Origin of the sequence: Georgenia sp. H159 (assembly GCF_035607575.1) — a bacterium.
GTDB lineage: Bacteria > Actinomycetota > Actinomycetes > Actinomycetales > Actinomycetaceae > Oceanitalea.
This window is the reverse complement of the sequence record NZ_JAYDZY010000007.1, coordinates 117,562-140,472: the sequence shown is the minus strand read 5'-3', so window position 1 is coordinate 140,472 and position 22,911 is coordinate 117,562. Positions and strand designations below refer to the sequence as shown.

The following is a 22,911-nucleotide window of genomic DNA, read 5'->3' as shown; positions in this document are numbered from 1 at the left end:
AGGCGGTGGCGCAGCTGGCAACGGGGAAGGTGGACCGGCGGGTCCGACGCACGAGGGAGCTGCTACGCCGCGCACTGCTCGAGCTCATCCTCGAGAAGGGGTACGCGCGCGTCACCGTGCAAGACATCATCGACCGTGCGGACGTCGGGCGGTCGACCTTCTACGCGCACTTCCGCGACAAGGACGACCTCCTCGCCTACGGGCTCGAGGCGCTTCGCAGCGCGTTCGTCCCGGCCGGGTCTGAGGGCTCGCCGTCGCTCGCGGTCTTCGAGCACTTCCGGGAGTCTCAGGAGGTGTGGCAGGCGATGGCCGGCCGTCGCGGCGCCGACGCGTTCGCCCGCCAACTGCACGAGTTCCTCACCGAGCTGGTCGGCGAGCAGCTCCGCGCGCGGGCACCTCACGGCCCCACCCGGGTGCCGGTCGACGCGCTCGTGGAGTTTGCGGTGAGCACGATGATCGGGCTCGGCATGCGGTGGTGGCGCATGGGGGAGGAGCCCTACCCGGCGCAGGAGGTGGACCGCCTCTACCTCCAGCTCACCGAACCGGCCATCGAGGCGGGGCTGCGTCCGGCGGAGCGCTGAGTCGCAGCGCCATGAACGTGCTCAAAGGACCTGACGCATAGTCGCCGAAGTGGTCGGTCTCGACGAACCCGTGGCGGGCATAGAGCCGGCGGCGCGCGGGCGGCCTACCACCTCCACGACCCTGATCTCGCGGGCGCCTGAGCCCCGCCGCCCTGCTATCCCGGCACCGTGCCGCGCCGGTGTTCGACCACAGGCGCGAGAAACACGAGGGCGCCGGCGGCGAGCACGTGCCAGGCGGCGTGGCCTTGCCACAGGCTCTCGGGCCGGCACAGCGGCCCACCGGCCCGCGACAGCGTCCCGACGAGACCGCCGACGGCGAGCAGTGCCACCGCCCAGCCGATCGCCCGACGTGCCGCCGGCTGAGCGCGGGCGCGGAGCACGGTCGAGGCGACGGCCACCACCGCGACGGCCACCTGGGCAAGGTCCCCCGCACGTGGTGCCGCGACGATGAGTGGCACGGCGGCGATCGTCGGCACCGCCCACCACCGCCACACGCGACGGCGACGGGTGAGCCCGGCCAGGGAGTCGGCCGCGACGAAGGCCAGGGTGGCGAGCAGCGGGAGGTCGTGGACGAGGTCGGAGTACGCGGGCTTCGGTCCGTGCTGGACGAACGACCCGACGCCGATGCCGGCCACGAGGGTGGGGTAGCCGAGCGGTGCGATCCGGTCGCCGGCAGTGCGGAGAGGCGTCAGCCCTGGGTCACGGAGGTAGCGCACCGCGATGACCACCCCGGCGACGACGAAGGCCAGGCTGGTGACCGCCGCTACCGGCTCGTTCAGGAGGCCGACGGCCAGCGGCTCGCAGTGCGGTCCGGCGACCGACTCCCGCATGGTGCTGCCCACGAGTGGACCTTCTCACGCCGAGCGGTCCTCACTCGCGCGCGTCGACCACCCACTCGATGTCGAGGGCGAGAAGGAGCCGGTCAGAGGTGAGCAGGAGAAGGTGCTCACGTGCCGCCTGGGAGAGCAGCATCCGGTCGAACGGGTCATGCCTGGCGAGCGCGGAAAACTCGGTCAGACCCGACGCATGGCCGGCGCGGAACGGTAGCTCGACGAGCCCAGCGCGCTGAGCACCGGCGGACACGTCACCAGGGACCTCGAGGCGACCCAGCATCTCCTTGATCGTGATCTCGAGAACGGACACCGCCGAGAAGTGCACCGGTCCTGATGTCGCCAGTCGCTCCCGTGCCGTAGGTCCGAGGGCCTCATCGCCGGCCAGCACCCACAGCAGCGCGTTCGTGTCGAGCAGGATGCCGCTCACGGCGTGGGCTCGTCGTAGAACAGATCCGCCACCTCGTCGTCCGGGCCGTCGAAGACAGCGGGGTCGACCCGGAAGTGCCTCCAGCCGTCCACGCCGATGGTCACCTCAGGGCCGCGATGCGGGACGAGGTCGACGACCGGCCTGCCGGCTCGCGCGATCGTCACCGACTCCCCGGCAAGCACGGCTTCGATCAGGCGGGAGAGCTGGCTCTTCGCCTCGTGCACGTTCATCTGGACCATGGACCCAGCGTAGGTGGCTTGGCTAAGTCTGGCTAGGTGCGACGCCGCCCCCGGCTCGTCGGCCCGCTTCGGGGACCGAGCACCCGTGGGCCCCGGTCCCGTCGCGGCGCGACCGGGGCCCCGTCGCCGCGTCAGTCCGTGACCCGGCGCATCCGCACCGCTCCAGCGCCGGCTCCCAGCAGGAGCAGCACGACGACGGCGAGGAGACCCAGGTCCGCACCGGTGCTGGGAAGGTGACCGCCTCCGGGCCGGCTCGGGGGGCCGGACGGTGTGGGGCCGTCGGAGGGCTCGTCGGTGGGTCCCGCCGTTGGCTCCTCGGTCGGCGTCTCCGTCGGCTCCTCAGTGGGCTGCTCGACGACACCCTCGATCGTCACGCCCACTCCGACGGTCACCGGCCGGGCGCCGGGGTTGTCGGTGACGTGGGTGGCCTCGTTGGTGAGGACGTCGCCGTTGCTCAGGCCCTCGTCGTCGATCGTCACCTCGTACCGGATCGTGACGGGGTCGAACGAGGCACCCGTGTAGTCGAAGCAGACGACGTTCCCGTCCGCGACGATGCCCTCGCCGGAGTCGTGGTTGACGAGCGCCTGGCCGGACGTGCCGTCGACGTTCTCCGTGCCGACCGTCAACGGACCGTCGACCGGCCCGATGATGTTGTCGTACGCGACGTAGAACTCGTAGTTGCCCTCCGCGTCGTCCTGCCCGCGGAATGCGATGAGCTGCACGTCGTACGTGCTCCCCGGGACCTCGTACAGCTGGACGTCGTCGTACTCGATGACGAGCGCGCTGCCGGCCTCGGTGCCGCCCGCCTCGACGATGGTGACGCCCCTGTTCGTCGCCTCGTCGTGGACGATCTCCATGTCCTGCCACAGCATGGCCAGCACGTTGTTCGGTGGCTGCGGGTCGGGCAGGGTCTGGGGCGCCCAGGGTTCGCCGTCGTAGTTCGTCGCGGCGTCGAAGACGACGAACCCGTCGTCGGTCAGCCAGATCTCGTCGTAGTCCACGCCGTAGAAGCTGAACGGCGCCCCCGCGCCGACGCCGTAGGCCACCGTGTCCCCGACGATCTCGGGGTCGGTCATGAAGCCGAGGTCCGCGAGGTCGAGATACCCGGTCCCGCCCAGCGGGTTCGCGCAGAACGGGTCCGCGCCGCTGCGCGTGATGACGTACTCGCCCTGGACGCCGACGGACGTCGGCACGATGCCCTCCCACGACAGGACGCCGTCCGTGACGGTCGCTCCTTCCGTGGCGGAACCCTCGACGTACGTCATCCCCTCCGGGATGGCGTCGGTGATGGCGTAGGTCAGGTCCTCGTCGGTGACGTTGGGCTGCACGGTGATCTCGTAGCTCACGGTGTCGCCCGGTGCGGCCGTCCCGACGTCGGCGGTCTTGGCGACGTCGTCGGCGAACCGGTTGAGGGTCACCGGGACGATGCCGATGTCCCCAGGAGACTGCGCCGAGGAGCCAAGACTGAGCGCACCGAACCAGCGCTGACCGGCCTCCATCGCCGGCTCATCGTAGAACACGCGCAAGTCGAACGGCTCGTTGGTCGGCTGTGTCTGCGGGCCCTCGGCCCTGAGGTTCCCGGCATCACCGGCGACGACGGCGGTTCCCAGGGTGAGGGTGTCGGTCGCGTCCTCGCCCGAGGACTCCCAGTTCTGCACGAGCACCCACCACGTGCCCGCCTCGGGCGCGCCGATGTCGCAGCTCTCGCCGGACCCGGACGAGGCGCTCATGCAGACCTCGGTCTCGAGGCTCGGAGTGTCTCCCTGCCCGACGAAGAGGTCGACGTCCGGGGAGGTCGCGTCGGTGACCTCCACGACGAGGCGGCTCGCACCATCGGGAACCTCGACGTGGACGACTGCCGTGCCCTCCGGGGCGTCGTACGGGTCGGTGTTCGTCGGGTCCTGCACGAGGGCGAGCTCCCGGGTCTCTGCAGGCGTCAGGCCCGCGACGTCGATGGTCAGGTCGGTGATCTCGATGGCCCGCAGGCCCTCGACGAGCTCCGACCCGGCGTCGCGCCTGGTGTCGATGACGACCTCGGCCGGCAGCACACCGGTCGAGGGGCGTGCGGCGACCGGCAGGGTGGCCGTCGAGACGTCCTCGGCCGCCGGCGTGAGGGTCACCCGGCCGAACCGCCAGGTGCCGGTGCTCGCGCCGCGGACGTCGGCCGTGACGGTGATCTCCTGGGTCTCGCCGTCGGCGAGGGCGAAGGTCGCCGGCTCGACGGTGAGCGTGACGTCCTGCGACGACTCCACACTCGCCGTCCACTCGACGGTGCCGTCGGCGACGCCGGTGAGCGTGCGGGTCCACGTGCAGTGCTGGAGGCACTGGCTGTTGGCCATGCTCGCCAGGTTCAGCGCGGCGGGGTCGCCACCGAGCTGCGGGTCGGCGGCCTGATAGTTGGCGAGCGTCTCGTCGAGCACGAAGCCGGCGTTCGCCGCGGCCGCGAGGTCGATACGGCCGGATCCCATGTCGAAGGGGTCGGCCGGGGTGACGCCGTCCTCCTTCGTCACGGCCGTCGTCGCGGTCGTCATGAGCGCCGACTGCATCTCGGCCGGCGTCCATTCCGGCTCGAGGACCCGGAGCAGCGCGCCGGCTCCGGCCACGTGCGGGCTCGCCATCGAGGTCCCGGAGACGAAGGTCCACTCCGGGGAGACCTCGGCCTCGGTGGTCGAGGCGCCGTAGGCGGCGAGGATGTCGACTCCGGGTGCGGTGACGCTCGGGGAGATGATGTCCATCGCGCGGTTCGGGCCGCGGCTGGAGAAGTCCGCCGTGGCGTCCCCGTCCGCCGGGTCCTCGGACAGGGTGGCGCCGGTGATGGTGCCGGTGTGGCCGGTCCCGTCGGCGAGCCAGGCCTTCAGCGCCACGCCGTCGTCGTAGGTGATGTGGACGGCGGGCAGCACGTGGGCGTCCCCGGTGAGCGAGTCCCCGCTCGCCTCGTCGTTGGCGAGGACCATGCCCCCGGCGCCCGCGTCGGAGACGACCTGGCCCTTCTCGACCCGGCCGGTGATCCCGCGGTCGCAGACGACGATCTCGCCGTCGAAGGTGCCCTCCGGGAAGTTCTCCGCCTGGCACAGCGGGTCGCCGTAGTCCCCGCCGTAGACGATCGGAGCGGGGCCGTGTCCGGTGGTGAAGCCCAGGCCCTCGATGTCGGCGAGCCCGACGCCGTCCTCCCGGGTGAGGTCGGTGACCGTGTTCGGGAAGGTGCGGTCGTGCGTCGACGCCGCAGCGGTGGTGAGCCACGGGACGTCACCGACCGAGCCGAGCGTCTCCGACCCCGGGCCGTCGTTGCCGGCGGAGGTGGCGACGAAGATGCCGGCCGCGCGAGCGGCGAGGAAGCCGACGGCGTCCGGGTCCGCCCAGGCGGCGGAGGGTGCGGACGAGCCGATCGAGTAGTTGATGACGTCGACGCCGTCGGCGATCGCCTGGTCGATGGCCGCGGAGATGGCAGCGGTGGCGCAGCCGTCGACGTCGCAGACGTCGTAGGCGATGAGGTTCGCGTGCGGGGCGACGCCCGAGATCGTCCGGGTCTGGCTGATGCCCGACGGGCCGTTGACGACCGCGTCGACCTGGTTGCCCGCGACCGTGCTGGCGGTGTGGCTGCCGTGCCCGTCCGTGTCGAACGGGCCGTCCCCGGCGAAGTCCCAGGCGCCGATGAGCTTGTCGTTGCAGGCGAACCGCTCGTCGTACTGGTCGGTGCTGGCCGGGTCGCAGATGCCGAGGTGCACCCCGGTGCCCAGCGGGTTCGTGTGGTCGTACCCGTCGCCGCCGTCGGCCACGGGGACGGTGTCCGCGAAGGAGGGGTTGGACGGGTTGATGCCGGAGTCGATGATGCCCGCGAGGATCCCCTCGCCCCTCGTGCCCTCGACCCCGGTGGCGGTCCCGTCCCAGAGGGCCGGCGCACCGATCCACGTGGGGCCGTTGTCGGTGTGGAGCTCCCGCCGGGCGTCGACGACGACGGAGGTCACCTCGGGGAGCCGCGCGACGGCTGCGGCCTCGTCGGCCGTCAGACGGACCGCGATGCCGTTGAGCGCGTAGGCGTAGGTGAAGTCGACGGACGGCGCGTGGCCGACCTCGTCGGCGATCCGGTCGCGGAGGTCGTCCTGCTCGGCGTCGAGGTGGGCGACGTACTCGCGCACCGGCGCGGCGGTGGCGTCGAGTCGGTTCCCCGCCCCGGGCCGGGTAGCCCGCAGCCGCTCGATGCCACCGGAGTAGGCGGCGACCGCGGGGTCGGTGAGCTGGACGATGTACCGCTCGGCGGTCGGCGCCGAACCGAGGCGCATGACCGTGCCCTTGGGGGTTCCCCGCGGGACGGCCGTGGAGCCGGAGACCTCCGCGGCCTCGAGGCCGGCGCCGGGCTCACGGGCGCCCACGCCGTCGGAGGGAGTGGCGCTCGCCGCTGGGGTCAGGCCCAGCGCGAGCGCGCACGTGGAGACGAGTACAAGAAGCCGAGGTCGCAGTGCGGACACGGGCCCACCCACCCTTGGGAGACGTCACCCCGGTTTACCCGAGTGAGCCATGTGTAGTGGGTCGGCGTGGTCCGGTCAACGGCCACCGGCGGATTCGGCCGCGTCGTGATCCGATCGCGACCCGGGCCGCCCGCGCAGCGCGCGCGCAGTCTGGGGTACGAAGCCCTCGGTTCGGCGAGGTTTCACGCGGAGGGTCGGGCGGATCGTCACTCGAACCGCTGGGTACGAACGCGATGGTAGTGCGGGCGGTAGATTCGTGGCATGAGGACGGCCATCGACGCGGCCGGTCGGATCGTCGTCCCCAAGGCCGTACGTGACGCGATGGGGCTCGCCGCTGGGAGGGCAATCGACGTGGTCTGCACCGATGGGCGGATCGAGATCGAGCCGGCGCCGGCGGACGTCGTGACCGAGGTCGAGGACGGTCTGCCGCGCCTGCGTCCGCGGGACCGGCTGGAGCAGCTGACCGACGAGCGGGTGCGCGCCGTTCTCGAGGCCACCCGCAGGTGACCGGGGGACTCACCTGTGACACGAGTGTCCTGGTGCCCGTCCCGCTCTCCTGGCACGAGAACCACCTCGCCGCGCGGCATGCTGTCCTCGGCGAGGTACAGCATGTCCCGGCCCACGTCCTGCTCGAGTGCTACAGCGTCCTCACCCGTCTTCCAGCGCCCCTTCGGGTCTCAGCCGAGAGCGCCGCCGACGTCGTGGCCCGACTGCCGATGGCGGCCCTCGTCCTTCCCGCTGACGTCCATCGTGGGCTCGTGGCCGACCTCGGGCGAGCGCGCATCGGGGGCGGCGCGCTGTACGACGCGCTGGTGGCGGCCACCGCGCGCCACCACGGCCTTCGTCTCCTCACGCGCGACCGGCGAGCGCGGACGACCTACGACGTGGTGGGTATGGAGTACACGGTGCTGTAGAGCCGGGACGGGCGGCGCCGGTGGACGTCCGCCACGAGCCGAGGTCGGCTCGCAGCAGGGCACGCTGCGTCGCCCTCAGGCCGTGCGGCCGACCGGCACGTCGGGGAGCGGCTCGAAGCCCGGCACCTCGACCGTCAGCGCCTCCGGTTGCGCACCGTCACCGAGGGGGCCGAAGACGGCGCTGAGGAGCTGACCACCGGCGGGTACCTGGGACACGAGGTCGGTACACAGGCACCGGAAGCGTTCGGTGCCGTCGATCTGCTCCTCATCGCGCGGGGCGTAGACGGTCGGCAGCGTGAACCGTTCGGCCGCGTCGTCCACCAGGCGAATGCCGTCGACCATGGTGGCGTCGCCGTCGAGGGACAGCGAGCGGTGCTCCGCAGGGGAGAGGGACACGGGCTCGGCCCAGCCCAAGCGCACGCGCAGGAGGTATCCGCCACCGTCGGTGCGGTCGAGCTGCAGCACGTCGAGCGTCGCACCGTCGGGCAGTCCCTCGGTCTGGGCCGACGTGGAAGCGATCGGCTCGGCCTCGGCGGCGACCGCTGCGTCCAGGTCGGCCACCACCTCGTCCGGGATGATCGGGGTGGGGGCGGCCGGCTCGGTCGTCGGCTCGGGCGACGCCGACTCGGTGGCGGTCGGCGACGGAGCGGCGTCGGTCTCCTCGGTGCTGGTGCACGCGGAGACCGCCAGGAGCGCGACAACGGCCATGGCGGCGACTCGCGCGGCGGTGCGGGTGCCGGTCCTCATGAGCCCACCTCCGCGTCGGCGACGCCCTCGAGGGTGATCGTCACGCGCCGGTTGAGGGCCTTGCCCTCGTCGGTCTGGTTGGAGGCGATCGGCTCGTGCCAGCCCCGGCCCTCCACGCTGAACGCGACCTCGGGCAGCCGCTCGGCGAGCGCGCTCTCCACCGACCGCGCGCGGTTCTCCGACAGCGTCTCGTTGTGCTCCTCGGTGCCGTCCCCGTCGGTGTGGCCGACGATCGCCGCGCGCGTCACCTGAGCTCCCTCGATCTGCGCCGCGACGTCGTCGAGGACGGCGCCGGCGTCGTCGTCGATGGCGTACTCGTTGGGTGCGAACAGGACGTCGGCCGCCAGGTCGATCTCGCGCACGTCCCCGGACTCACGCTGCGCCCACGAGCCGTCGGCGGAACCGGAGCGCTCCGCGAGCACCCACACCGCCCCCAGCGTGCGGGCCTCGGCAGCGCGGGCGATCTCCTCGGCGGACGGCGGCGCCGGCCAGCCCTGACCGGAGGCGACCCAGTGGTCGGCCGAGACCTGCGGCGTCGGGAGCGGACCGTCCTGCACCGGGACGTCGGGCAGGATCGCGCCGAACCCGTCCACGTGCACGTCCACCGAGGTGACCTCGGCCGGCAGCTCCGGGAACACGGCGTACACGAGCTGCCAGCCGTCGGAGACCTCCTCGGCTACCCCGTCGTTGAGCCCCATCTCCGTGACGTTGGTGCACAGGCAGGTCTCGGTGGTCTCGTCGAGCAGGACCGGGTAGAGCTCGCCGGTCTCGCGCGCCGCGAGCGACGTCTCGGTGAAGCCCGGAGGTGTGGTGAGGTTCGCGGATCCGCCGCGCAGCTTGTGCGCCGTACTCGTCAGGCTGCTCTCGTCGCCCTCGCTCGGCCGGTGCCGCACCGACCAGTAGGCGATCGTGCCGCCGTCGGTCCGCCACACCCCGTGCAGCACCTCGTCGAACCGGCTCAGCTTCCCGCCCCACGCCGACTGCGCGGCCACGGCACCGACCACCGGAAGTGGCGTGTCCGTGAGCGGCTCGGTGTCGCTGGTGTCGGTCTGTGCGGCCGACGACGTCGACAGCAGGAGCGTCGCGACGACCGCCAGTGCGGCCCACACCTTTGCCATGGAAACTCCGCGTCTTGAGGGCAACGAAGCCGGCCTGGGCCGACGTGGCGAGGCTACCAGCGGGGTCCGGCGCGATGCTCCGACAGCCGCGCGCGCGGGCCTCCGTCCGGCCGCGGCGGGACGCCCTTGTCGAGGACGCCTCCCCGCACGTCACGGGGCGTTGAGTCGCAGCACCATGAAGGTGCTCAGGGCATCTGACGCGTAGTCGCCGAAGGGGCCGGTCTCGATGAAGCCGTGGCGGGCGTAGAGCCGACGGGCGGCGGCGAAGTAGTCCATCGAGCCGGTCTCGAGGTGCACGCTCGTGCAGCCGCGATCGCGTGCGACGCCGAGCACGTGCGCCAGCATCGCGGAACCGACGCCGCGCCCGCGCGCCGCCGCGACGGTGCGCATGGTCTTCAGCTCGGCGGCTCCGTCGCCGAGCTGCCTGATCGCGCCGCAGCCGAGCAGGGCGCCGTCGTCGGTGCGCGCCGTGAAGAAGGTGACGTCCGGGTGCCGGAGCCCCTCGTCGCTCAGCGCGTGGACACTCTCCGACGGCGAGGTGGCGTACATGTCGTCGAGGTGCTCGCGGAGCAGCGCCGCGACGTCCGTCGCGTCCAGGTCACCGGGTTCGATCAGCACCGGAGGACCGTACGACGCCCTCGTTTCGGGCAGGTTTCGCGCGGGCGTGCTGCGCTGCGGGCAGCCAGACCCCCCATCCGGGGGGTAGTGCCGCCCACGCCGGAGCGAGAACCTGGCAGCGCCGGCCTCCTCCGGGCCGGGAACTGACGGGAGGTCGTCATGACACACGCAGAGGTCGTCGTCGTCGGCAGCGGGCCGTCCGGGCTCGCGACGGCTGCCGCACTCACCGAGCTCGGAATTCCCACCACCGTCCTGGAACGCGGCCCACGCGTCGGGGCCGTGTGGGCGGGGCGCTACGACGGGCTGCGGTTCAACACGAGCCGCCGGGCCTCGGCACTGCGCGGCGCACCGTTCCCGCGCGAGTTCGGGATGTTCCCCACCCGTGACCAGTACGTGTCCTACCTCGAGGACTACGCCACCCGGCACCACGTGGCGGTGGAGCTCGGCGTCACGGTCACCCGACTCGACCAGGACGACGAGGGCTGGCTCGTGAGCACCACCGCCGGTGAGCGCGGCTGTCGCCACGTCGTCGTCGCCACCGGCATCTACCACTCCCCGAAGCTGCCCGGGTGGGCGACGGGCTCGCCGTTCGCCGGCCGGCTGCTCCACGCCGCCGACTACCGCAACGCCGCGCCGTTCGTGGGGCAGGACGTCCTCGTCGTCGGCGCGGGCTCGACCGGGATGGAGATCGCCCACCAGCTCAGCGTCGGTGGTGCCCGGCGCGTGCGGCTCGCGATCCGACGCCCGCCCGCGCTGCTGCTGCGCACCACCGGGGGACTCCCGGCGGACCTCCCGGTGCCGCTGTTCCTCCACCTGCCGACGCGGATGGTCGACACGATGCTGCGCGGAATGCAACGGGCCACGGTCGGGGACCTCAGCGCCCACGGTCTGCCCACCGCCACGGAGGGCGCCTTCAGCCGGCTGAAGGCCGACGGTACCGGTGCGGCGATCATCGACAAGGAGGTCCTGACGGCGATCCGCGGCGGCCGCATCGAGTGCGTCGCCGCGGTCAGCTCCCTGGACGCCGACGGCGCGATCCACGCCGACGGTTCCCGCACCACTGCCGACGCCGTCATCCTCGCCACGGGGTACACCACCGGGCTCACGGACCTCGTCGGACACCTCGGCGTCCTCGACGAGACCGGGATGCCACGGGACCGGACCGGCAGCGAGGCCACCCCCGGCCTGCGCTTCGTCGGCTACGTCTTCCGCCCCGGGATCACCGGGTACGTCTCGAGCATCGCCCGCCGGGTGTCCCGGGAGATCGCCGCCGACGTCGTGTCACCGGCCCGCGCGGGTTGACGCGGCGGGGTCGTCGACGGACGTCAGCACCACCGGCTCGCCGCTGAGCATGGCGGCGATCTCGGGCCGGCTGCTCACGCCGAGCTTGCCCATGATCGCCTTGACGTGGCCCCGCAGCGTCTCGGGCGTGATCCACAGCGTCGCTGCGATCTCGCGCGTGGGCAGCCCGCGGAGCAGCAGCTGGGTGACCTCCCGCTCGCGGCTGGTCAGCCCGTGCAGCCGCACGAGCAGCGGCGCTATCTCGGCCCGGTGGGCGGGCTCGAGCACGACGGCGGTGCGCCCGCCCGCGTCGTCGAGCCGGGCTCCCCGGACCGTGACCCACTCGCCGGTCAGTGCCCGCGTGCGAGCCACCGCGGGCGGCCCGGTGACCGAGCCGTCGGCGAGCGCGCGGGCACGACCGGCGACCTCGTGGACCACGATCGTCGTGGCGAGCGCCTCGTCCTCGAGGTCGCCGAGCCAGTGCTCGGCCTGGGGCGTGGCGGACTGCACGGCGCCGTCGTCGTCGAGCACGACGAGGGCGGGGGAGTGGTCGCCTTCGTGGTCCACCTCCCCGAGCAGCAGACAGGTGCGCAGGCCGTTGCCGATGTGCGGACAGAGCCGCGCGACGAGGTCCACCTCGGTGACGCTGAATGACGGGTCGTCCCGACGACGGCTGAGGCAGACGTACCCCCAGACCGTGTCTCCGCTGCGGAAGGCGGCACGGAGCTCGTCACCCAGGCCGAGCGGCTCGTAGAGGCGTGCCCACCGGATGCTGCGGCGGAGGTCGCCGTCGGTCGTGGCGCTCAGCGCGGCGGCGGGCACGGGGCGGCGGGCGAGCTCGTAGAACTTGTTGACGTCGTCCTCCGTCAGCTCCAGCGTGATGGCCTGGAGGTGCTGCTCGCGGGTGACGCCCTGGTTGTAGACGCCGCTGAGCAGCTGGGTGTCGGGGTCCACGAGCAGCCAGCCGGCCACCGCGTACGGGATCCGCAGACGGACGACGGCGGCGACCCGCTCGAACAGCCGCAACGGCTCCTGCGCCCGCGCGCACACGCCCACCACCCGCTCGACGAGCCGGCGGTCGGCCGAGCTGCGCGCTCCCGCCATGGTCCTCATCGTCCTCCGTGGCCGGAGCGGTGTCGAGCCGCCCTCGGTCGCCGGTGGCATCGCGCCCGATCGCCTCGTCCGACGTCGCCCCGGCCATTGACCCTGCTCATCAACGCGAGGAGTCTTCGTCCGTGGGCACGATCGAGGCCGACTACGTCGTCGTCGGTGCGGGTGCTGCAGGGATGGCCTTCGCCGACGCGCTCGTCGACCACGCCGACGTGCGGGTGGCCGTCGTCGACCGCCGTCACGCGCCCGGCGGGCACTGGCTCGAGGCCTACCCGTTCGTCCGCCTGCACCAGGCCTCGGCGTTCTACGGCGTCGCGTCCACGCTGCTCGGCGACGGCAGGGTCCAGGTGCGCGGCCCGGAGCGCGGACTGCACGAGCGGGCCACGGCGCCGGAGATCTGCGCCTACTTCGGTCGGGTGATGGCCGACCGGTTGCTCGCCTCCGGGAAGGTGTCCTTCTTCCCCGGCTGCGAGTGGCTGGGGGAGGGCCGGTTCGTGTCCCGGGTCTCGGGGGAGCGGTACGACGTGAGTGGCTCTCCGCGCGTCGTCGACGCCGCCTACCTGGCCCCCGAGATCCCGGCCGAGACCCCGCCACCCTTCGCCGTCGACGACCACGCCCGGGTCGTCCCGGTCAACGACCTGGCCAGGGTCGACGACGCACCCTCCCAGTACGTCGTCGTCGGCGCCGGCAAGACGGCCACCGACGCGTGCGTGTGGCTGCTGGGCCAGGGCGTGGACCCCGACGCGATCTGCTGGGTACGCCCCCGGGAGCCGTGGATGCTCAACCGCGCGGTCATCCAGCCGGACCCGGCGGTCTTCCTCGGGGCGGCGGCGGACATCATGGAGTCCGCGAGCACGGCCGGCTCCGCCGATGACCTGTTCCTCGACCTGGAGGAGCGCGGCGTCGTCCTGCGCATCGACCGGTCCCTGACACCGACCATGGCCAAGACCCCGACCCTCGCCCGGTGGGAGCTCGACCTCCTGCGCAGCATCGAGAACGTCGTGCGCCTCGGCCACGTGCGCGCCGTGGAGCGGGGACGGCTGCTCTTCGCGTCCGGTGCGGTGCGGATCGCCGACGACGCGCTCGTCGTCCACTGCGCCGCGCCGGGGCTCACGTACCCGCCGCTCGTCCCGATCTGGGGCCACGGGACGATCACCCTCCAGCCGATCCGCGCCGGGTTCCCGTGCTTCGGTGCCGCGCTCGCGGGGCTCGTCGAGGCAACTGTCGGGACGGACGAGGAGAAGAACCGGCTCTGCCCACCGAGCCCGCTCTCCGACACCCCGGCCGACTGGATGGTCATGCAGGTGCTCGGCTCCCGGGCCAGCGCCGCGTTCACGAGCGACCCCGACCTCCGGGCATGGGCGGACGCCACCGCCCTCAACCCCGTCCGCGCTCCCGACGACGCGACGGACCTCACCGCGTACGGCACCGCGCGTGACCGGTTGCGCACGTCCATCCGGCCGGGCCTCGACCGGATGGCCGAGCTGGCGGGCATGGCGCCGACGTCGCCCTCGTCGTCGACCAGGTCTCGCTCAAGTTCGGGCAGATCCGTATGAGGTACCGCCCGCATCGGGCCGACGGCACACCGGGGGACCCGGTGGAGACCGGCTGGGACGTCACGGAGAGCAAGCCGATCTAGCCGGGCCTGGCGCCACTCGCTGTGCGCACCCCGCTGGCCTGCGCGAGGTCAAGCGGCCTGCGCGGCCGGTGCCGTCCCGTCCTTGCCGACGGTGACCAGCGCCCGTAGACCGGTGATGGTGAGGTCCACCGCGAACGCCCAGGTGAAGGCCTGGAAGAGGTCGGCGTAGTGACCCTGCCAGTCGGGCAGGAACAGGGCGTACCCGGTGAGGAGCACGAGCACCAGCGCCAGCACCACGTGGGTCAGGCCCAGGAGCATCCCGGCGGCCCCGATGAGGGTGCGCCGTGGCAGGGTCCTGATGAGTGCCCCGAAGGTCACCGGCGCCTGCGCGAGCACTGGCGGTGTCTCCGCCGGCTCCTGCTCCGTCGGCACCGCGACGGTCCCGGCGGTGACCGGGCCGGTGGACGCTGCTGTCCCGAGCCGCGTCGTCGTCGGGGTGGCGAGGGCCTGCGCCCGGAGCAGTGCCGCGGTTACGACCTCCCCGCGGGAGACCGCGGCCGTGACCGGGTCGCGCCGGTCGGTGGGCAGGCCCCGGCCCAGCTCGTCCACCAGCACGTCACGCAGCGTGGAGAACCGTTCGGTGAGGTCGTCGAGGTGGCGGCGGAGGTCGCGTCCCACCGGGGGGAGCGAGTCGGAGAACCGGTCGGCCGCCGTCCGGAGGGTCGTCGCGACCGCGGGCTCCACCGACTCGAGGGTGTCCGCGGCGTCTCGGACGTCGTCGGCGAGCCGCGTCACCGCGACCGGGAGGTTGAGCGCCGCGTAGCCTCCGGCGCGGTCGAGCGCGGTGAGGACGGCGTCGAGCTGAGTCGCGACGGCGTCCGGCTCCGTCGGAGGGGAAGCCTCGGCGGACTCGGGCGGCAGCCGGCCGGCGAGCCCGTCCAGGCGGGCGCGCAGTGCGCCGGCGCCATCGGCGGTCGGCTGTCCGACGGCGGTGGTGGCGTCGGCGAGGGCGCTGCGGACGTCCGCGGTCCACGTGCTCGCGGCGTCGAGCAGGCGGCCGGCCTCCTCGGCGCTCGACCTCAGGTGCTCTCCGGCGGAGGTGGCGTCCCTGCGCTCGAGGCTCGTTCCCGCGACGTCCAGGGCCGCGCTGAGGCGGGCCAGCGGCTGCTCGAGCTCCGCGGGAAGAGCCGGACGGCGGCGGGCGGCGGATCGGAGTGCGGCCAGCGTGGCGCTGTGCCCGCGGAGCGCCTCGTCGAGGGCGGTGACCCTGAGCTGTGCGTCCCTCGCGGCGGCCGCGACTGCCGTGTCGATCCGGCTGCGTCCCCTCGCGGCCGCGAGAGCGACGCGGATCGCGGTGATGTCCTCGCGGAACGTGGTGTCCTCCGAGGCCGCCCGGAGCGCATCGAGCTGGAGCAGGAGGTCGGCGCGCGCACGCTGGGTGGCGAGCGCCGCCGTCCACCGCGGGAGCAGCACCCGCACCAGCGTCCCCAGGAGTGCCCCCAGCACGAGCGCGGCACCGAGGAACACCGGGTGCCGACGGGTGAGGACGGTGATCGTCACCGTCGTCGGGTCGGTGAGCTGCGGGGAGACGAGCTCCACCGTGCGGGTCACCTCGCCCACCTTGCCCGCGGCGGCGTCCACCGTCACGGACAGGTCGAGCTCGGTGCCGGGCCCCGCGGGCAGCACGTCCGGTCCCACCCCCAGCTGGACGACCGGGTCCCCGGCCTCCAGCTGCCGCGCGCGGAGCTCGGTCAGCCGCGTGTCGGCCCCGACCACCGCGGGCAGCCGCGTCGGTCCGTCGACCTTCTGCTCGAGGACCTGGGTGCCGAGGACACTCACGCCGCGTGTCACCGTCAGCTCCGTCGTCGTGGGGACGGCGAGCTCGCCGTCGGCACGGGTGAGGGTGAAGGTGAGCAGCTGGCGCCGGCCGTCGGTGTGCGTGAGGGCGACGACCACCTCGTACTCCGCCGCCCGGGCCAGCCCGTCGTCCGTGAGGTCGAGCGCGACCGCGGGCAGCGCCGGCACCCAGCGGACGGCGACCGCCCCGTCCGGGGCCACCTCGGTCGAACCCTGCCGCACCCGGACGACCGTCGCGCTCAGGTCCTCGGCAGCGACGTCGTCGGCGGTCACCACAGGGAAGCTCGTCGAGCCGTCCGAGCGGGGCGGGAGGGTCGCCGTCGTCGTCCCCTGGACCGCGACGAGCACGTCGCCGACGGCGGTTGCGCCCAGCAGGGCGACCAGGGCGACGACTATGGCGAGCAGCCACCTCGCCCGGCGCGCCCGCGCCGCTCGTGGCTCAGGCGAAGGTGAGCTCGGCCGGGCCGAACGCGTCGAAGACCAGTCCACTGACGTCCCCCCTCCGGGTGACGAGCTCGTTGCGGGCCCGCTGGACGGCGGCCGCGTAGGTGACCGGGCCGGTCGGTGAGCCGTCGCCGCGCAGCGCGCGGAGCAGTGCGGCGGTGAACTCGCGTGCCTGGTCGGTGTAGACGTCGCACTCCGTGCCCACGATGGCGGCGGCCGCGGCCCCGGTGAAGGCACCGAGGAAGCTCGTGAGCGTGCGGGCCTGCACCGCCGTCGAGCCGCAGGCCAGCAGCAGCACGAGTGGGCGAGGCGCCCGCCAGCCGCCCGCCCGGCGTGCCGACTGGGACAGCGGCTTGGGGCTGAGCAGACGCTCGGCGGTGCCCAGGGCGATGCTGTCCACGGCAGGTCCCGCCGCCGGGGTGGTGCGCTCGAAGTGCCCGAGCACGACGACGACCCCGGGGTGCTGCGGCGCGAACACCTCGGTGAGGAACCGGTCGGCGACCCCGAGCCGGCGGACCTTCCCGGGCAGCAGGAGCTGCTCGAGGTCGCTGGCGAGCCCCGTGGTGTTGTCGTCGTCCACGCCGAGCGCGAGGACGGCGCCCCCGGCGGTCACGTCGATCGGAGGCGGGTGGCTCCCCGCGGGGTCGGAGAGGAGTTCCTCGAGCTGGTGCCGCAGGCCCCAGAAGCCACGGACGCAGATGACGCCGCTGTCCGGGCCGTGGCCGCACCGACCGCCCTGAGCATCGGTGCCGAGGCATGTGTCGGGAGGCGAGCCGTCGGGCCAATCCTCGGGCAGGTCCCAGTCGTAGACCAGCGCCCAGGGAACGGCGGCGTTGAGATGGGCCCGGACCACCTGGACGGGTAGGTCGACCTCCCGCGAGACGCTGGTGAGCGCCGCCTTGGCCTCCTCGTCGAGCTGGTTGAACACCGCCCAGTACAGCTCGGACCCCCACGCGGCGAGCTCGCGCACCGACTGCCCGGGGTCCACCGTGCGGTCGACGACCCTGGTGAGGACGGCGCGGATCTCGCGCGCGGCGTCGTCGGCGGCCTGATCGCTCACCGGGGCCATTGCCGACACCTGGTCCCGCTTGAGGAAGATCCGGTGCCCGCTGCCGGTGTCGTTGATCGTCAGCGACGCCGCGCGCGGCCCGTGTTCGGTGACGTCCTGCCACGCTCGGGTGCCGCTGTGCTCCAGCGTCGCGGCGAGCAGCGGCAGCTCCGTCCTGCCCTCCTCCTGCGCGACCCGCGCTCGCAGACGGAAGGTCTGCAGCAGGTTGTCCCGGTGGTAGACGCTCAGCCGCAGCCACGCGTCTCCCGTCCCGGTGGCCCGGAGCGGGAACGAGACGAGCGGCGACGCGCCGGTGGCCGGCAGCGGCAGGGGCTGCGTCCGCGGCCCGTCGACGACGACGGTGTCGGAGAAGACGGAGACGCTCAGCTCGTTAACGGCGCGAGGGTCCGGCAGGAGGTGGTCGACCGGCTCGGTCGGCCCGGTCACCAGGGTCTGCGGCCACGGGGCGCCGATCTGCACGTCCAGGGTGTACCGGCGCCCGACGGCGAGCACCGTCCCGCTGTCCGCGTAGACGAACGAGCCCGCGGCCGAGACCCCCGTGCTGCTGCGGCGCAGCCCCAGGTTGACCACCCGTGGCACCGCCACCACCTGCTCCGGGTCCGGCGGCGCCGTGGCGGCGAGGTCGTGGACGAGGTCACGCGCCAGCTCCAGGTGGGCCTGGGCGTCGCTGAGCGGGAGGAGACCCTCGCGTTCGTAGGTGAAGGCGAGGCCGACGCTGCCCAGGTCGGGCAGCAGACGGCCCGTGGCGGCGGCCTCGGTGGTCCAGGAGTGCAGGGCCGTTCGCGCCGACCACCTGTGGACGGCCTCCGGCGCGACTGCCTCGAAGGATCGGATCGTGGCGGACCCCAGCGTCCCGCGCAGCCGGGCGGTCTCGCGCTCGATCTCCTCCCACACCGCGATGAGGCGAAGGTCGTGCAGGGACGTCGCGGATCCCGAGAGCCGTCCCTGCTCCGGGGGGCGGTCCGTGGCCATCAGTGCCTCGCGTACCGCGTCGTGGAGGGGGAGGTCGTGGCTGAGCGCCACGAGGAGCTCGTCGACGACGGCGTACGGGGGGCCGGGGTAGGCCTGGGTGAGGTGCAGGACGTTGCGCGACCACGGCAGGTGGAGGCCCAGGCCCTCGGTGGGGCCGCCGTACCCGGTCCCCAGGACGACCGTGAGGAGGACCGCGGTGGGCGGTCGCGCCCGGCGTAGCCTGGTGGCGGTGCGCGCGTCGACGATGAGCAGGTCGGTGCGGGTGGTGGCCAGGTGCTCGACGGTCTCCCTGACCGAGTCGCACCACGTCGCTGCGGCCGCGAGCTCGTCCTCGTTCCTCAACCAGCTGTTGTGCCCCTGCCGCAAATGCGCGAGGGCCTCGGACCCGGTGTCGCCCACGGTGAGGATCCGGAGCGGAAGGGTGAAGGGGGCCGGCTCCGGCTGTTCCGCCCGCTCGAGGACGACCACCACGCGAGCGGCGACGGCGGGCGGCGCGGCGCGCAGGAACCAGCGGACGACGCGCTCCCACGGCAGCAGCGCCAGCTCGGGCGGTGCGTCCACGAGCACGGGGACGGCGGCGGGGAGTTGCGCCCCGGCGCGCTGCCCCTCGAGCCGGTCGACGACGGCGGCCAGCGCAGCACCCGTCCCCTCGGGGACGAGGAACGTCACCGGATCGGCGCCCCCTGGGCTCGGGAACGCGTCGACCTGCCAGCCACTGGGGTGCTCGCTCAGCAGCGGTGGTCGGGCACGGTTCCCGACGTCGTCCTGCCAGCCGACCGCGACGATGCCGTCATGCCGGATCCGGAAGCGGAGGCGGAACCACGCCCGGGGAAGGTCGAGCTCCATCTCGGCCTCCCCACATCCGCAGGTGCCGGCGCCAGCGCTGGCTCTGTGGGGTGACAATAGCGAGGCGGTGCCCTCGCGAGCCAGGGTTTGCGGGCGACGTCAGCTCTCGACGGCGTACCGCAGGTACAGCGACCCGTCTCCGAAGCGCCGCTCGTCCAGCAGGTCAAGCCGCAGCGCAGTGGGCGGGAACGCCTGGAGCCCACCGCCGAGGGTGAGGGGCTTGACGAACAGGTGCACCTCGTCGACCAGACCCACCTCGAAGGCGCTGGCGGCCAGCGTGGGGCCGAAGACGCTGAGCGGGCCCGGCGACTCCTCCTTGACGCGGCGCACCGCTTCAGGGTCAAAGCTGCGCTCGAGCCGCGTCCGCTCGGTGACGACGTCCGTCAACGTGGTCGAGTAGACGACCTTCTCGGTCTCCTGCCACCACCTCGCGAAGTCCCCCTCATGCCCGCTGGCGTCGGCGAACTCCGGGTCGGTCTCCCACACCGTCATGAGCTCGTACGTGCGCCGGCCGTAGAGCTGGGTGGTCACGCGGCCCTCGACGTCGTTGAGGAAGGCGAACACCTCGGGAGTGGGCGCTCCCCAGTCGTGGTTGCCGTCCGGGTCGTTGACGTAGCCGTCGAGCGAGCAGTTGACGACGTACAGCAGTGAGCTCATGGGTGTCCTCTCGCGGGTGGCCGTTGTCTCTTTCGACCGGGGCCGATGCCGGAACTCATCGGCCGACCCCGGCGGCTTGCTCGGCGGCAGTCCCATGACGCAATTCGATGACCGCACGCACCCGCGTCGGACTACCGTCACCACCATGGACCCGGCCGTGACCTGGCTGCTCGACTCCGACCCCGCCATCCGCTGGCAGGTGATGCGCGACCTGCTCGACGCGCCCGAGGAGGAGTGGCGGGCCGAACGGTCACGCGTCGAGACCGAGGGCTGGGGTACGCGGCTGCTCGCCCTCGAGGACCCCGACGGGCAGTGGGCGGGCGGCTCGTTCGTCCCCAAGGACTTCGACTGGAGCACGTGGGAGACCGCCGGCCAGCCCTGGACCGCCACGACCTACGCGCTCACCCAGCTCCGTGAGCTCGGCCTCGACCCGACGACGGAACGGGCGCGCCGCGCCGTCGAGCTCGTCGGCGCGAGCTCACGCTGGGACGAGGGCGACCAGCCCTTCTGGAAGGGCGAGGTCGAGGAGTGCATCAACGGCCGGACCGTGGCCGACGGCGCCTACTTCGGGGTGGACGTCGCCCCGGTCGTCGAGCGGCTGGTCGCGGACCGGCTCCCCGACGGCGGCTGGAACTGCGAGCGCGCGAGGGGGTCGGTGCGGTCCTCGTTCGACAGCACCATCAACGTCCTCGAGGGGCTGCTCGAGTTCGAGCGCGCCACCGGCGGCACCGCTGCGTCCCGCGAGGCACGCGCCTCCGGCGAGGAGTTCCTCCTCGAGCGCGGCCTGTTCCGCCGGCTCAGCACGGGCGAGCCGGCCGACCCCGACTACCTCCGGTTCCTGTACCCGAGCCGCTGGGCGTACGACGTGCTGCGCGGCCTCGACCACGTCCGCGCCGTGAGCGTCCGCACCGGGACCGCACCCGACCCGCGGCTGGCCGACGCCGTCGAGCACGTCCGCTCCCGCCGCCTTCCTGACGGCACCTGGGCGCTGGACCGGGAGCTCCGTGGGCAGGTCTGGTTCACCCTCGACGACGGTGTGGGCCGGCCGTCCCGGTGGGTCACCCTGCGGGCACTGCGGGTGCTGCGCTGGTGGGACCGGGAGACCTCATGACGAGCCAGCCCACGACGACGGGCGGGCGGTCGCTCAGCCCCGCCCGCCGCGCGCAGCTCACGGGGGTGCGCACGGCGTTCGGCGCCCTGGACCGCGTCGCGCCCACCGTCTCCGCCCGCTGGGCGCTGCGGATCTGGTGCACCATCCCGCGGAACAAGGGTCTGCGGCGCGACGAGCGACCGGGAGCGGGGGAGTGCTCCACGGTCGCGCTCCCGCCGGGCCGCGAGCTCGTCGTCGAGACCTGGGGCGCGGGGGAGCCGGTCTACCTGGTCCACGGCTGGGGCGGGTGGCGCGGCCAGCTCGGCACCTTCGTCGCGCCGCTCGTCGCCGCCGGACGGCGGGTCGTCGCCTTCGACACGCCCAGCCACGGCGAGTCCGGCACAGGGTTCCTCGGCCCGCGACGGTCGACCGCCGTCGAGATGATCGACGCTCTCCGGGCGGTCGCCGCCACCCACGGCCCGCCGTCCGCCGTCGTCGCCCACTCCCTGGGCGCGACTGTCGCGACCATGGCCGCCGCCGACGGGCTCGACGTCGGGAGGCTCGCGCTCGTCGCCCCCAGCGCCGAGGTGCTCACCATGACCGACGCCATGGCTCAGCGGCTCGGGTACGGCCCGCGGACCAAGCGCCGCTTCGACGGGCAGCTCGCGGCGCTCGCCGGACGGCCGCTGCGCGACTTCGACCTCACCGGCCACGACATCACCGTCCCGGTCCTCGTCGTGCACGACCGCCGCGACAAGGAGGTGCCCTACGCCGAGGGTGTGCGCATCGCCGACGCGTGGCCCACCGCCGAGCTGCTCAGCACCGACGGGCTCGGGCACCAGCGGATCCTGCGGGACGCCGACGTCGTGGAGGCGGTCACCCGGTTCGTGACGGCGTAGGGCGGCGAGCCCGCAGCGGCTCCACGCGCTCGCCGCACCGTCGTCGCCGTTGTTCGACGAGGGCCAGCCGCCGCGTCCAGGCACCACTGGGCGCCCGAAGGCGCCGGGAATGGCCTTGTTTCGCCGTCAACGACGGCCCTAGACTGGCCAGGTCGGACGCGAGGGGGCTTGAGCCGTGTCCAAGGTGATCGACGTGGACGCCGTCCATACCGGCGCTGAGCAGCCCGGTGGCGATCCCGCTCGGCCAGTCGGCGCCCTCGAGCACCTGCGGGTCTTCCTCCTCGGACCCTTCGCCGCCCGGCTCGGCGCATCGCACCCGCTGCCCGTCCTACACAAGGCGCAGGACCTGCTCGCGCTGCTCCTCCTCGCGCCCGGCCAGGCCATGCTGCGCGAGGCGGTCACCGACACGCTGTGGCCCGAGGCCCGCGCGGACGCCTCGCGCAAGCTCATGCGCCAGGCACTGTGGCACGTCCACCGCGCCGCGGACGTCGTGACGGACGAACGCCTCGTCCTCGCCGACGGTGACGCGCTGCGCATCAACGCCGACCGGAAGGTCTGGCTCGACGTCACCACCTTCACCGACGCCGTCCACCTCGCGCACGGCGACCACCTCGACGACGACCAGCTCGCCGCGCTCGCCCGCGCCGCCGACCTGTACCGCGGCCCCCTCCACGTCGGCTGCCTCGACGAGTGGTGCATGGTGCCCCGCGCCCGCCTCGAGGACCAGTGCCTCACCCTCCTGGACCGCCTGAGCCACGAGCACGAGCGGCGCCGGAACCTCGACGCCGCCATCGCCTGGGCGCAGCGCGTGCTCGACATCGAACCCGCCCACGAGCGCAGCCACCGCCGGCTCATGCGCCTGTACTACGAGACCGGGGACCGGACCCGCGCGATCCGCCAGCTCCAGCAGTGCCGCGCCGTCCTGGAGCACGAGCTGGGCGTGCGGCCCGACGGCAGCACCGAGTCCCTCGGTGCCAGCATCCTCCACGGCGAGGACGCCCCCGTGGACGCCCCGGCACCCGGCTGGGACGGTCCGCTCGCCGCGCTCCAGGACCAGCTCAGCGCCCTGCGGCGCAGCGTCGAGTCGCTCGACTCCCTGCTGCGCCACTCCGAGCCCCGGTAGACGCCTGAACGACGCCGCGGAGACACCCGGCAGACGCCGGT

The 22,911-nt window shown here is 73.4% G+C and carries 19 protein-coding genes; 8 read left to right on the top strand and 11 right to left on the bottom strand.

Going from position 1 to position 22,911, the window contains the following annotated elements; all coding sequences use genetic code 11:
• The first annotated feature begins 5 nt into the window (after positions 1–5).
• On the top strand, positions 6–581 hold the full coding sequence (locus tag VR894_RS11265) for a helix-turn-helix domain-containing protein (RefSeq protein WP_324651609.1): 576 nt from the start codon (positions 6–8) through the stop codon (positions 579–581).
• Positions 582–736: 155 nt separating this feature from the next.
• Here VR894_RS11265 and VR894_RS11260 read toward each other — a convergent pair whose 3' ends face one another.
• The 4 genes from VR894_RS11260 to VR894_RS11245 form a co-directional block, all read right to left on the bottom strand.
• Positions 737–1,423 carry a hypothetical protein gene (locus VR894_RS11260; protein WP_324651608.1) on the bottom strand — a complete coding sequence of 229 codons (687 nt, stop codon included), beginning with the start codon at positions 1,421–1,423 and terminating at the stop codon, positions 737–739.
• Positions 1,424–1,451: 28 nt separating this feature from the next.
• Entirely contained in the window at positions 1,452–1,841 is a 390-nt protein-coding gene (locus VR894_RS11255; protein ID WP_324651606.1) for a type II toxin-antitoxin system VapC family toxin, read from the bottom strand.
• Positions 1,838–2,080 (bottom strand): type II toxin-antitoxin system prevent-host-death family antitoxin, encoded by a 243-nt coding sequence (locus VR894_RS11250; RefSeq protein ID WP_324651604.1) that lies wholly within the window; start codon positions 2,078–2,080, stop codon positions 1,838–1,840. Before VR894_RS11250 ends, VR894_RS11255 begins: the two co-directional genes overlap by 4 nt.
• Positions 2,081–2,211: 131 nt before the next feature.
• A complete protein-coding gene (locus VR894_RS11245; protein ID WP_324651602.1) occupies positions 2,212–6,546 on the bottom strand; it encodes a S8 family serine peptidase in 4,335 nt (1,444 codons plus the stop codon).
• A 261-nt stretch (positions 6,547–6,807) separates the two neighbouring features.
• Here VR894_RS11245 and VR894_RS11240 point away from each other — a divergent pair, with 261 nt between their 5' ends.
• Together VR894_RS11240 and VR894_RS11235 are read left to right on the top strand one after the other, a co-directional pair.
• On the top strand, positions 6,808–7,053 hold the full coding sequence (locus tag VR894_RS11240) for an AbrB/MazE/SpoVT family DNA-binding domain-containing protein (RefSeq protein WP_324651601.1): 246 nt from the start codon (positions 6,808–6,810) through the stop codon (positions 7,051–7,053).
• Positions 7,050–7,460 (top strand): type II toxin-antitoxin system VapC family toxin, encoded by a 411-nt coding sequence (locus tag VR894_RS11235; protein ID WP_324651599.1) that lies wholly within the window; start codon positions 7,050–7,052, stop codon positions 7,458–7,460. The genes VR894_RS11240 and VR894_RS11235 overlap by 4 nt, the downstream gene beginning before the upstream one ends.
• A 75-nt stretch (positions 7,461–7,535) precedes the next feature.
• On the opposite strand, the gene VR894_RS11230 is transcribed toward VR894_RS11235, so the two are convergent.
• The 3 genes from VR894_RS11230 to VR894_RS11220 all read right to left on the bottom strand — a co-directional run bounded on the left by VR894_RS11230 (position 7,536) and on the right by VR894_RS11220 (position 9,943).
• Positions 7,536–8,207, bottom strand: a complete 672-nt coding sequence (locus tag VR894_RS11230; RefSeq protein WP_324651597.1) for a hypothetical protein — start codon at positions 8,205–8,207, stop codon at positions 7,536–7,538.
• A complete protein-coding gene (locus VR894_RS11225) occupies positions 8,204–9,325 on the bottom strand; it encodes an OmpA family protein (RefSeq protein ID WP_324651595.1) in 1,122 nt (373 codons plus the stop codon). Before VR894_RS11225 ends, VR894_RS11230 begins: the two co-directional genes overlap by 4 nt.
• Before the next feature lie 150 nt (positions 9,326–9,475).
• Positions 9,476–9,943: a GNAT family N-acetyltransferase gene (locus tag VR894_RS11220; protein ID WP_324651594.1), complete on the bottom strand. Its 468-nt coding sequence runs from the start codon at positions 9,941–9,943 to the stop codon at positions 9,476–9,478.
• Positions 9,944–10,102: 159 nt separating this feature from the next.
• On the opposite strand from VR894_RS11220, the gene VR894_RS11215 reads away from it, so the two are divergent.
• Positions 10,103–11,245: an NAD(P)/FAD-dependent oxidoreductase gene (locus VR894_RS11215; protein WP_324651593.1), complete on the top strand. Its 1,143-nt coding sequence runs from the start codon at positions 10,103–10,105 to the stop codon at positions 11,243–11,245.
• On the opposite strand, the gene VR894_RS11210 is transcribed toward VR894_RS11215, so the two are convergent.
• Positions 11,225–12,337, bottom strand: a complete 1,113-nt coding sequence (locus tag VR894_RS11210) for a helix-turn-helix transcriptional regulator (RefSeq protein ID WP_324651592.1) — start codon at positions 12,335–12,337, stop codon at positions 11,225–11,227. The genes VR894_RS11215 and VR894_RS11210 overlap by 21 nt on opposite strands.
• Positions 12,338–12,459: 122 nt before the next feature.
• On the opposite strand from VR894_RS11210, the gene VR894_RS11205 reads away from it, so the two are divergent.
• Positions 12,460–13,890: an NAD(P)-binding protein gene (locus VR894_RS11205; protein ID WP_324651590.1), complete on the top strand. Its 1,431-nt coding sequence runs from the start codon at positions 12,460–12,462 to the stop codon at positions 13,888–13,890.
• Positions 13,891–14,021: 131 nt separating this feature from the next.
• On the opposite strand, the gene VR894_RS11200 is transcribed toward VR894_RS11205, so the two are convergent.
• From VR894_RS11200 to VR894_RS11190, 3 genes are all read right to left on the bottom strand, one after another.
• Complete coding sequence (locus VR894_RS11200; RefSeq protein ID WP_324651588.1) at positions 14,022–16,118, bottom strand: hypothetical protein; 2,097 nt, start codon at positions 16,116–16,118, stop codon at positions 14,022–14,024.
• A gap of 91 nt (positions 16,119–16,209) precedes the next feature.
• Complete coding sequence (locus tag VR894_RS11195; RefSeq protein ID WP_324651586.1) at positions 16,210–19,101, bottom strand: hypothetical protein; 2,892 nt, start codon at positions 19,099–19,101, stop codon at positions 16,210–16,212.
• A 99-nt stretch (positions 19,102–19,200) separates the two neighbouring features.
• The gene (locus tag VR894_RS11190; RefSeq protein ID WP_324651585.1) at positions 19,201–19,758 is read right to left on the bottom strand and encodes a dihydrofolate reductase family protein; all 558 of its coding nucleotides are present in this window, start codon (positions 19,756–19,758) and stop codon (positions 19,201–19,203) included.
• 145 nt (positions 19,759–19,903) lie between these two features.
• Between VR894_RS11190 and VR894_RS11185 the strand changes: the two genes are divergently transcribed.
• The 3 genes from VR894_RS11185 to VR894_RS11175 all read left to right on the top strand — a co-directional run bounded on the left by VR894_RS11185 (position 19,904) and on the right by VR894_RS11175 (position 22,870).
• Positions 19,904–20,869, top strand: a complete 966-nt coding sequence (locus VR894_RS11185; protein WP_324651583.1) for a hypothetical protein — start codon at positions 19,904–19,906, stop codon at positions 20,867–20,869.
• On the top strand, positions 20,866–21,747 hold the full coding sequence (locus VR894_RS11180) for an alpha/beta fold hydrolase (protein ID WP_324651582.1): 882 nt from the start codon (positions 20,866–20,868) through the stop codon (positions 21,745–21,747). The genes VR894_RS11185 and VR894_RS11180 overlap by 4 nt, the downstream gene beginning before the upstream one ends.
• Positions 21,748–21,940: 193 nt before the next feature.
• Positions 21,941–22,870, top strand: a complete 930-nt coding sequence (locus VR894_RS11175) for a bacterial transcriptional activator domain-containing protein (RefSeq protein WP_324651581.1) — start codon at positions 21,941–21,943, stop codon at positions 22,868–22,870.
• Positions 22,871–22,911 lie beyond the last annotated feature (41 nt).

Bases quoted from the DNA above. Each gene is read 5' to 3' on its own strand.
- VR894_RS11250 (WP_324651604.1), bottom strand. From the start codon at position 2,080: ATGGTCCAGATGAACGTGCACGAGGCGAAGAGCCAGCTCTCCCGCCTG.
- VR894_RS11240 (WP_324651601.1), top strand. From the start codon at position 6,808: ATGAGGACGGCCATCGACGCGGCCGGTCGGATCGTCGTCCCCAAGGCC.
- VR894_RS11180 (WP_324651582.1), top strand. From the start codon at position 20,866: ATGACGAGCCAGCCCACGACGACGGGCGGGCGGTCGCTCAGCCCCGCC.
- VR894_RS11225 (WP_324651595.1), bottom strand. From the start codon at position 9,325: ATGGCAAAGGTGTGGGCCGCACTGGCGGTCGTCGCGACGCTCCTGCTG.
- VR894_RS11230 (WP_324651597.1), bottom strand. From the start codon at position 8,207: ATGAGGACCGGCACCCGCACCGCCGCGCGAGTCGCCGCCATGGCCGTT.
- VR894_RS11195 (WP_324651586.1), bottom strand. From the start codon at position 19,101: ATGGAGCTCGACCTTCCCCGGGCGTGGTTCCGCCTCCGCTTCCGGATC.
- VR894_RS11215 (WP_324651593.1), top strand. From the start codon at position 10,103: ATGACACACGCAGAGGTCGTCGTCGTCGGCAGCGGGCCGTCCGGGCTC.
- VR894_RS11185 (WP_324651583.1), top strand. From the start codon at position 19,904: ATGGACCCGGCCGTGACCTGGCTGCTCGACTCCGACCCCGCCATCCGC.
- VR894_RS11210 (WP_324651592.1), bottom strand. From the start codon at position 12,337: ATGAGGACCATGGCGGGAGCGCGCAGCTCGGCCGACCGCCGGCTCGTC.
- VR894_RS11190 (WP_324651585.1), bottom strand. From the start codon at position 19,758: ATGAGCTCACTGCTGTACGTCGTCAACTGCTCGCTCGACGGCTACGTC.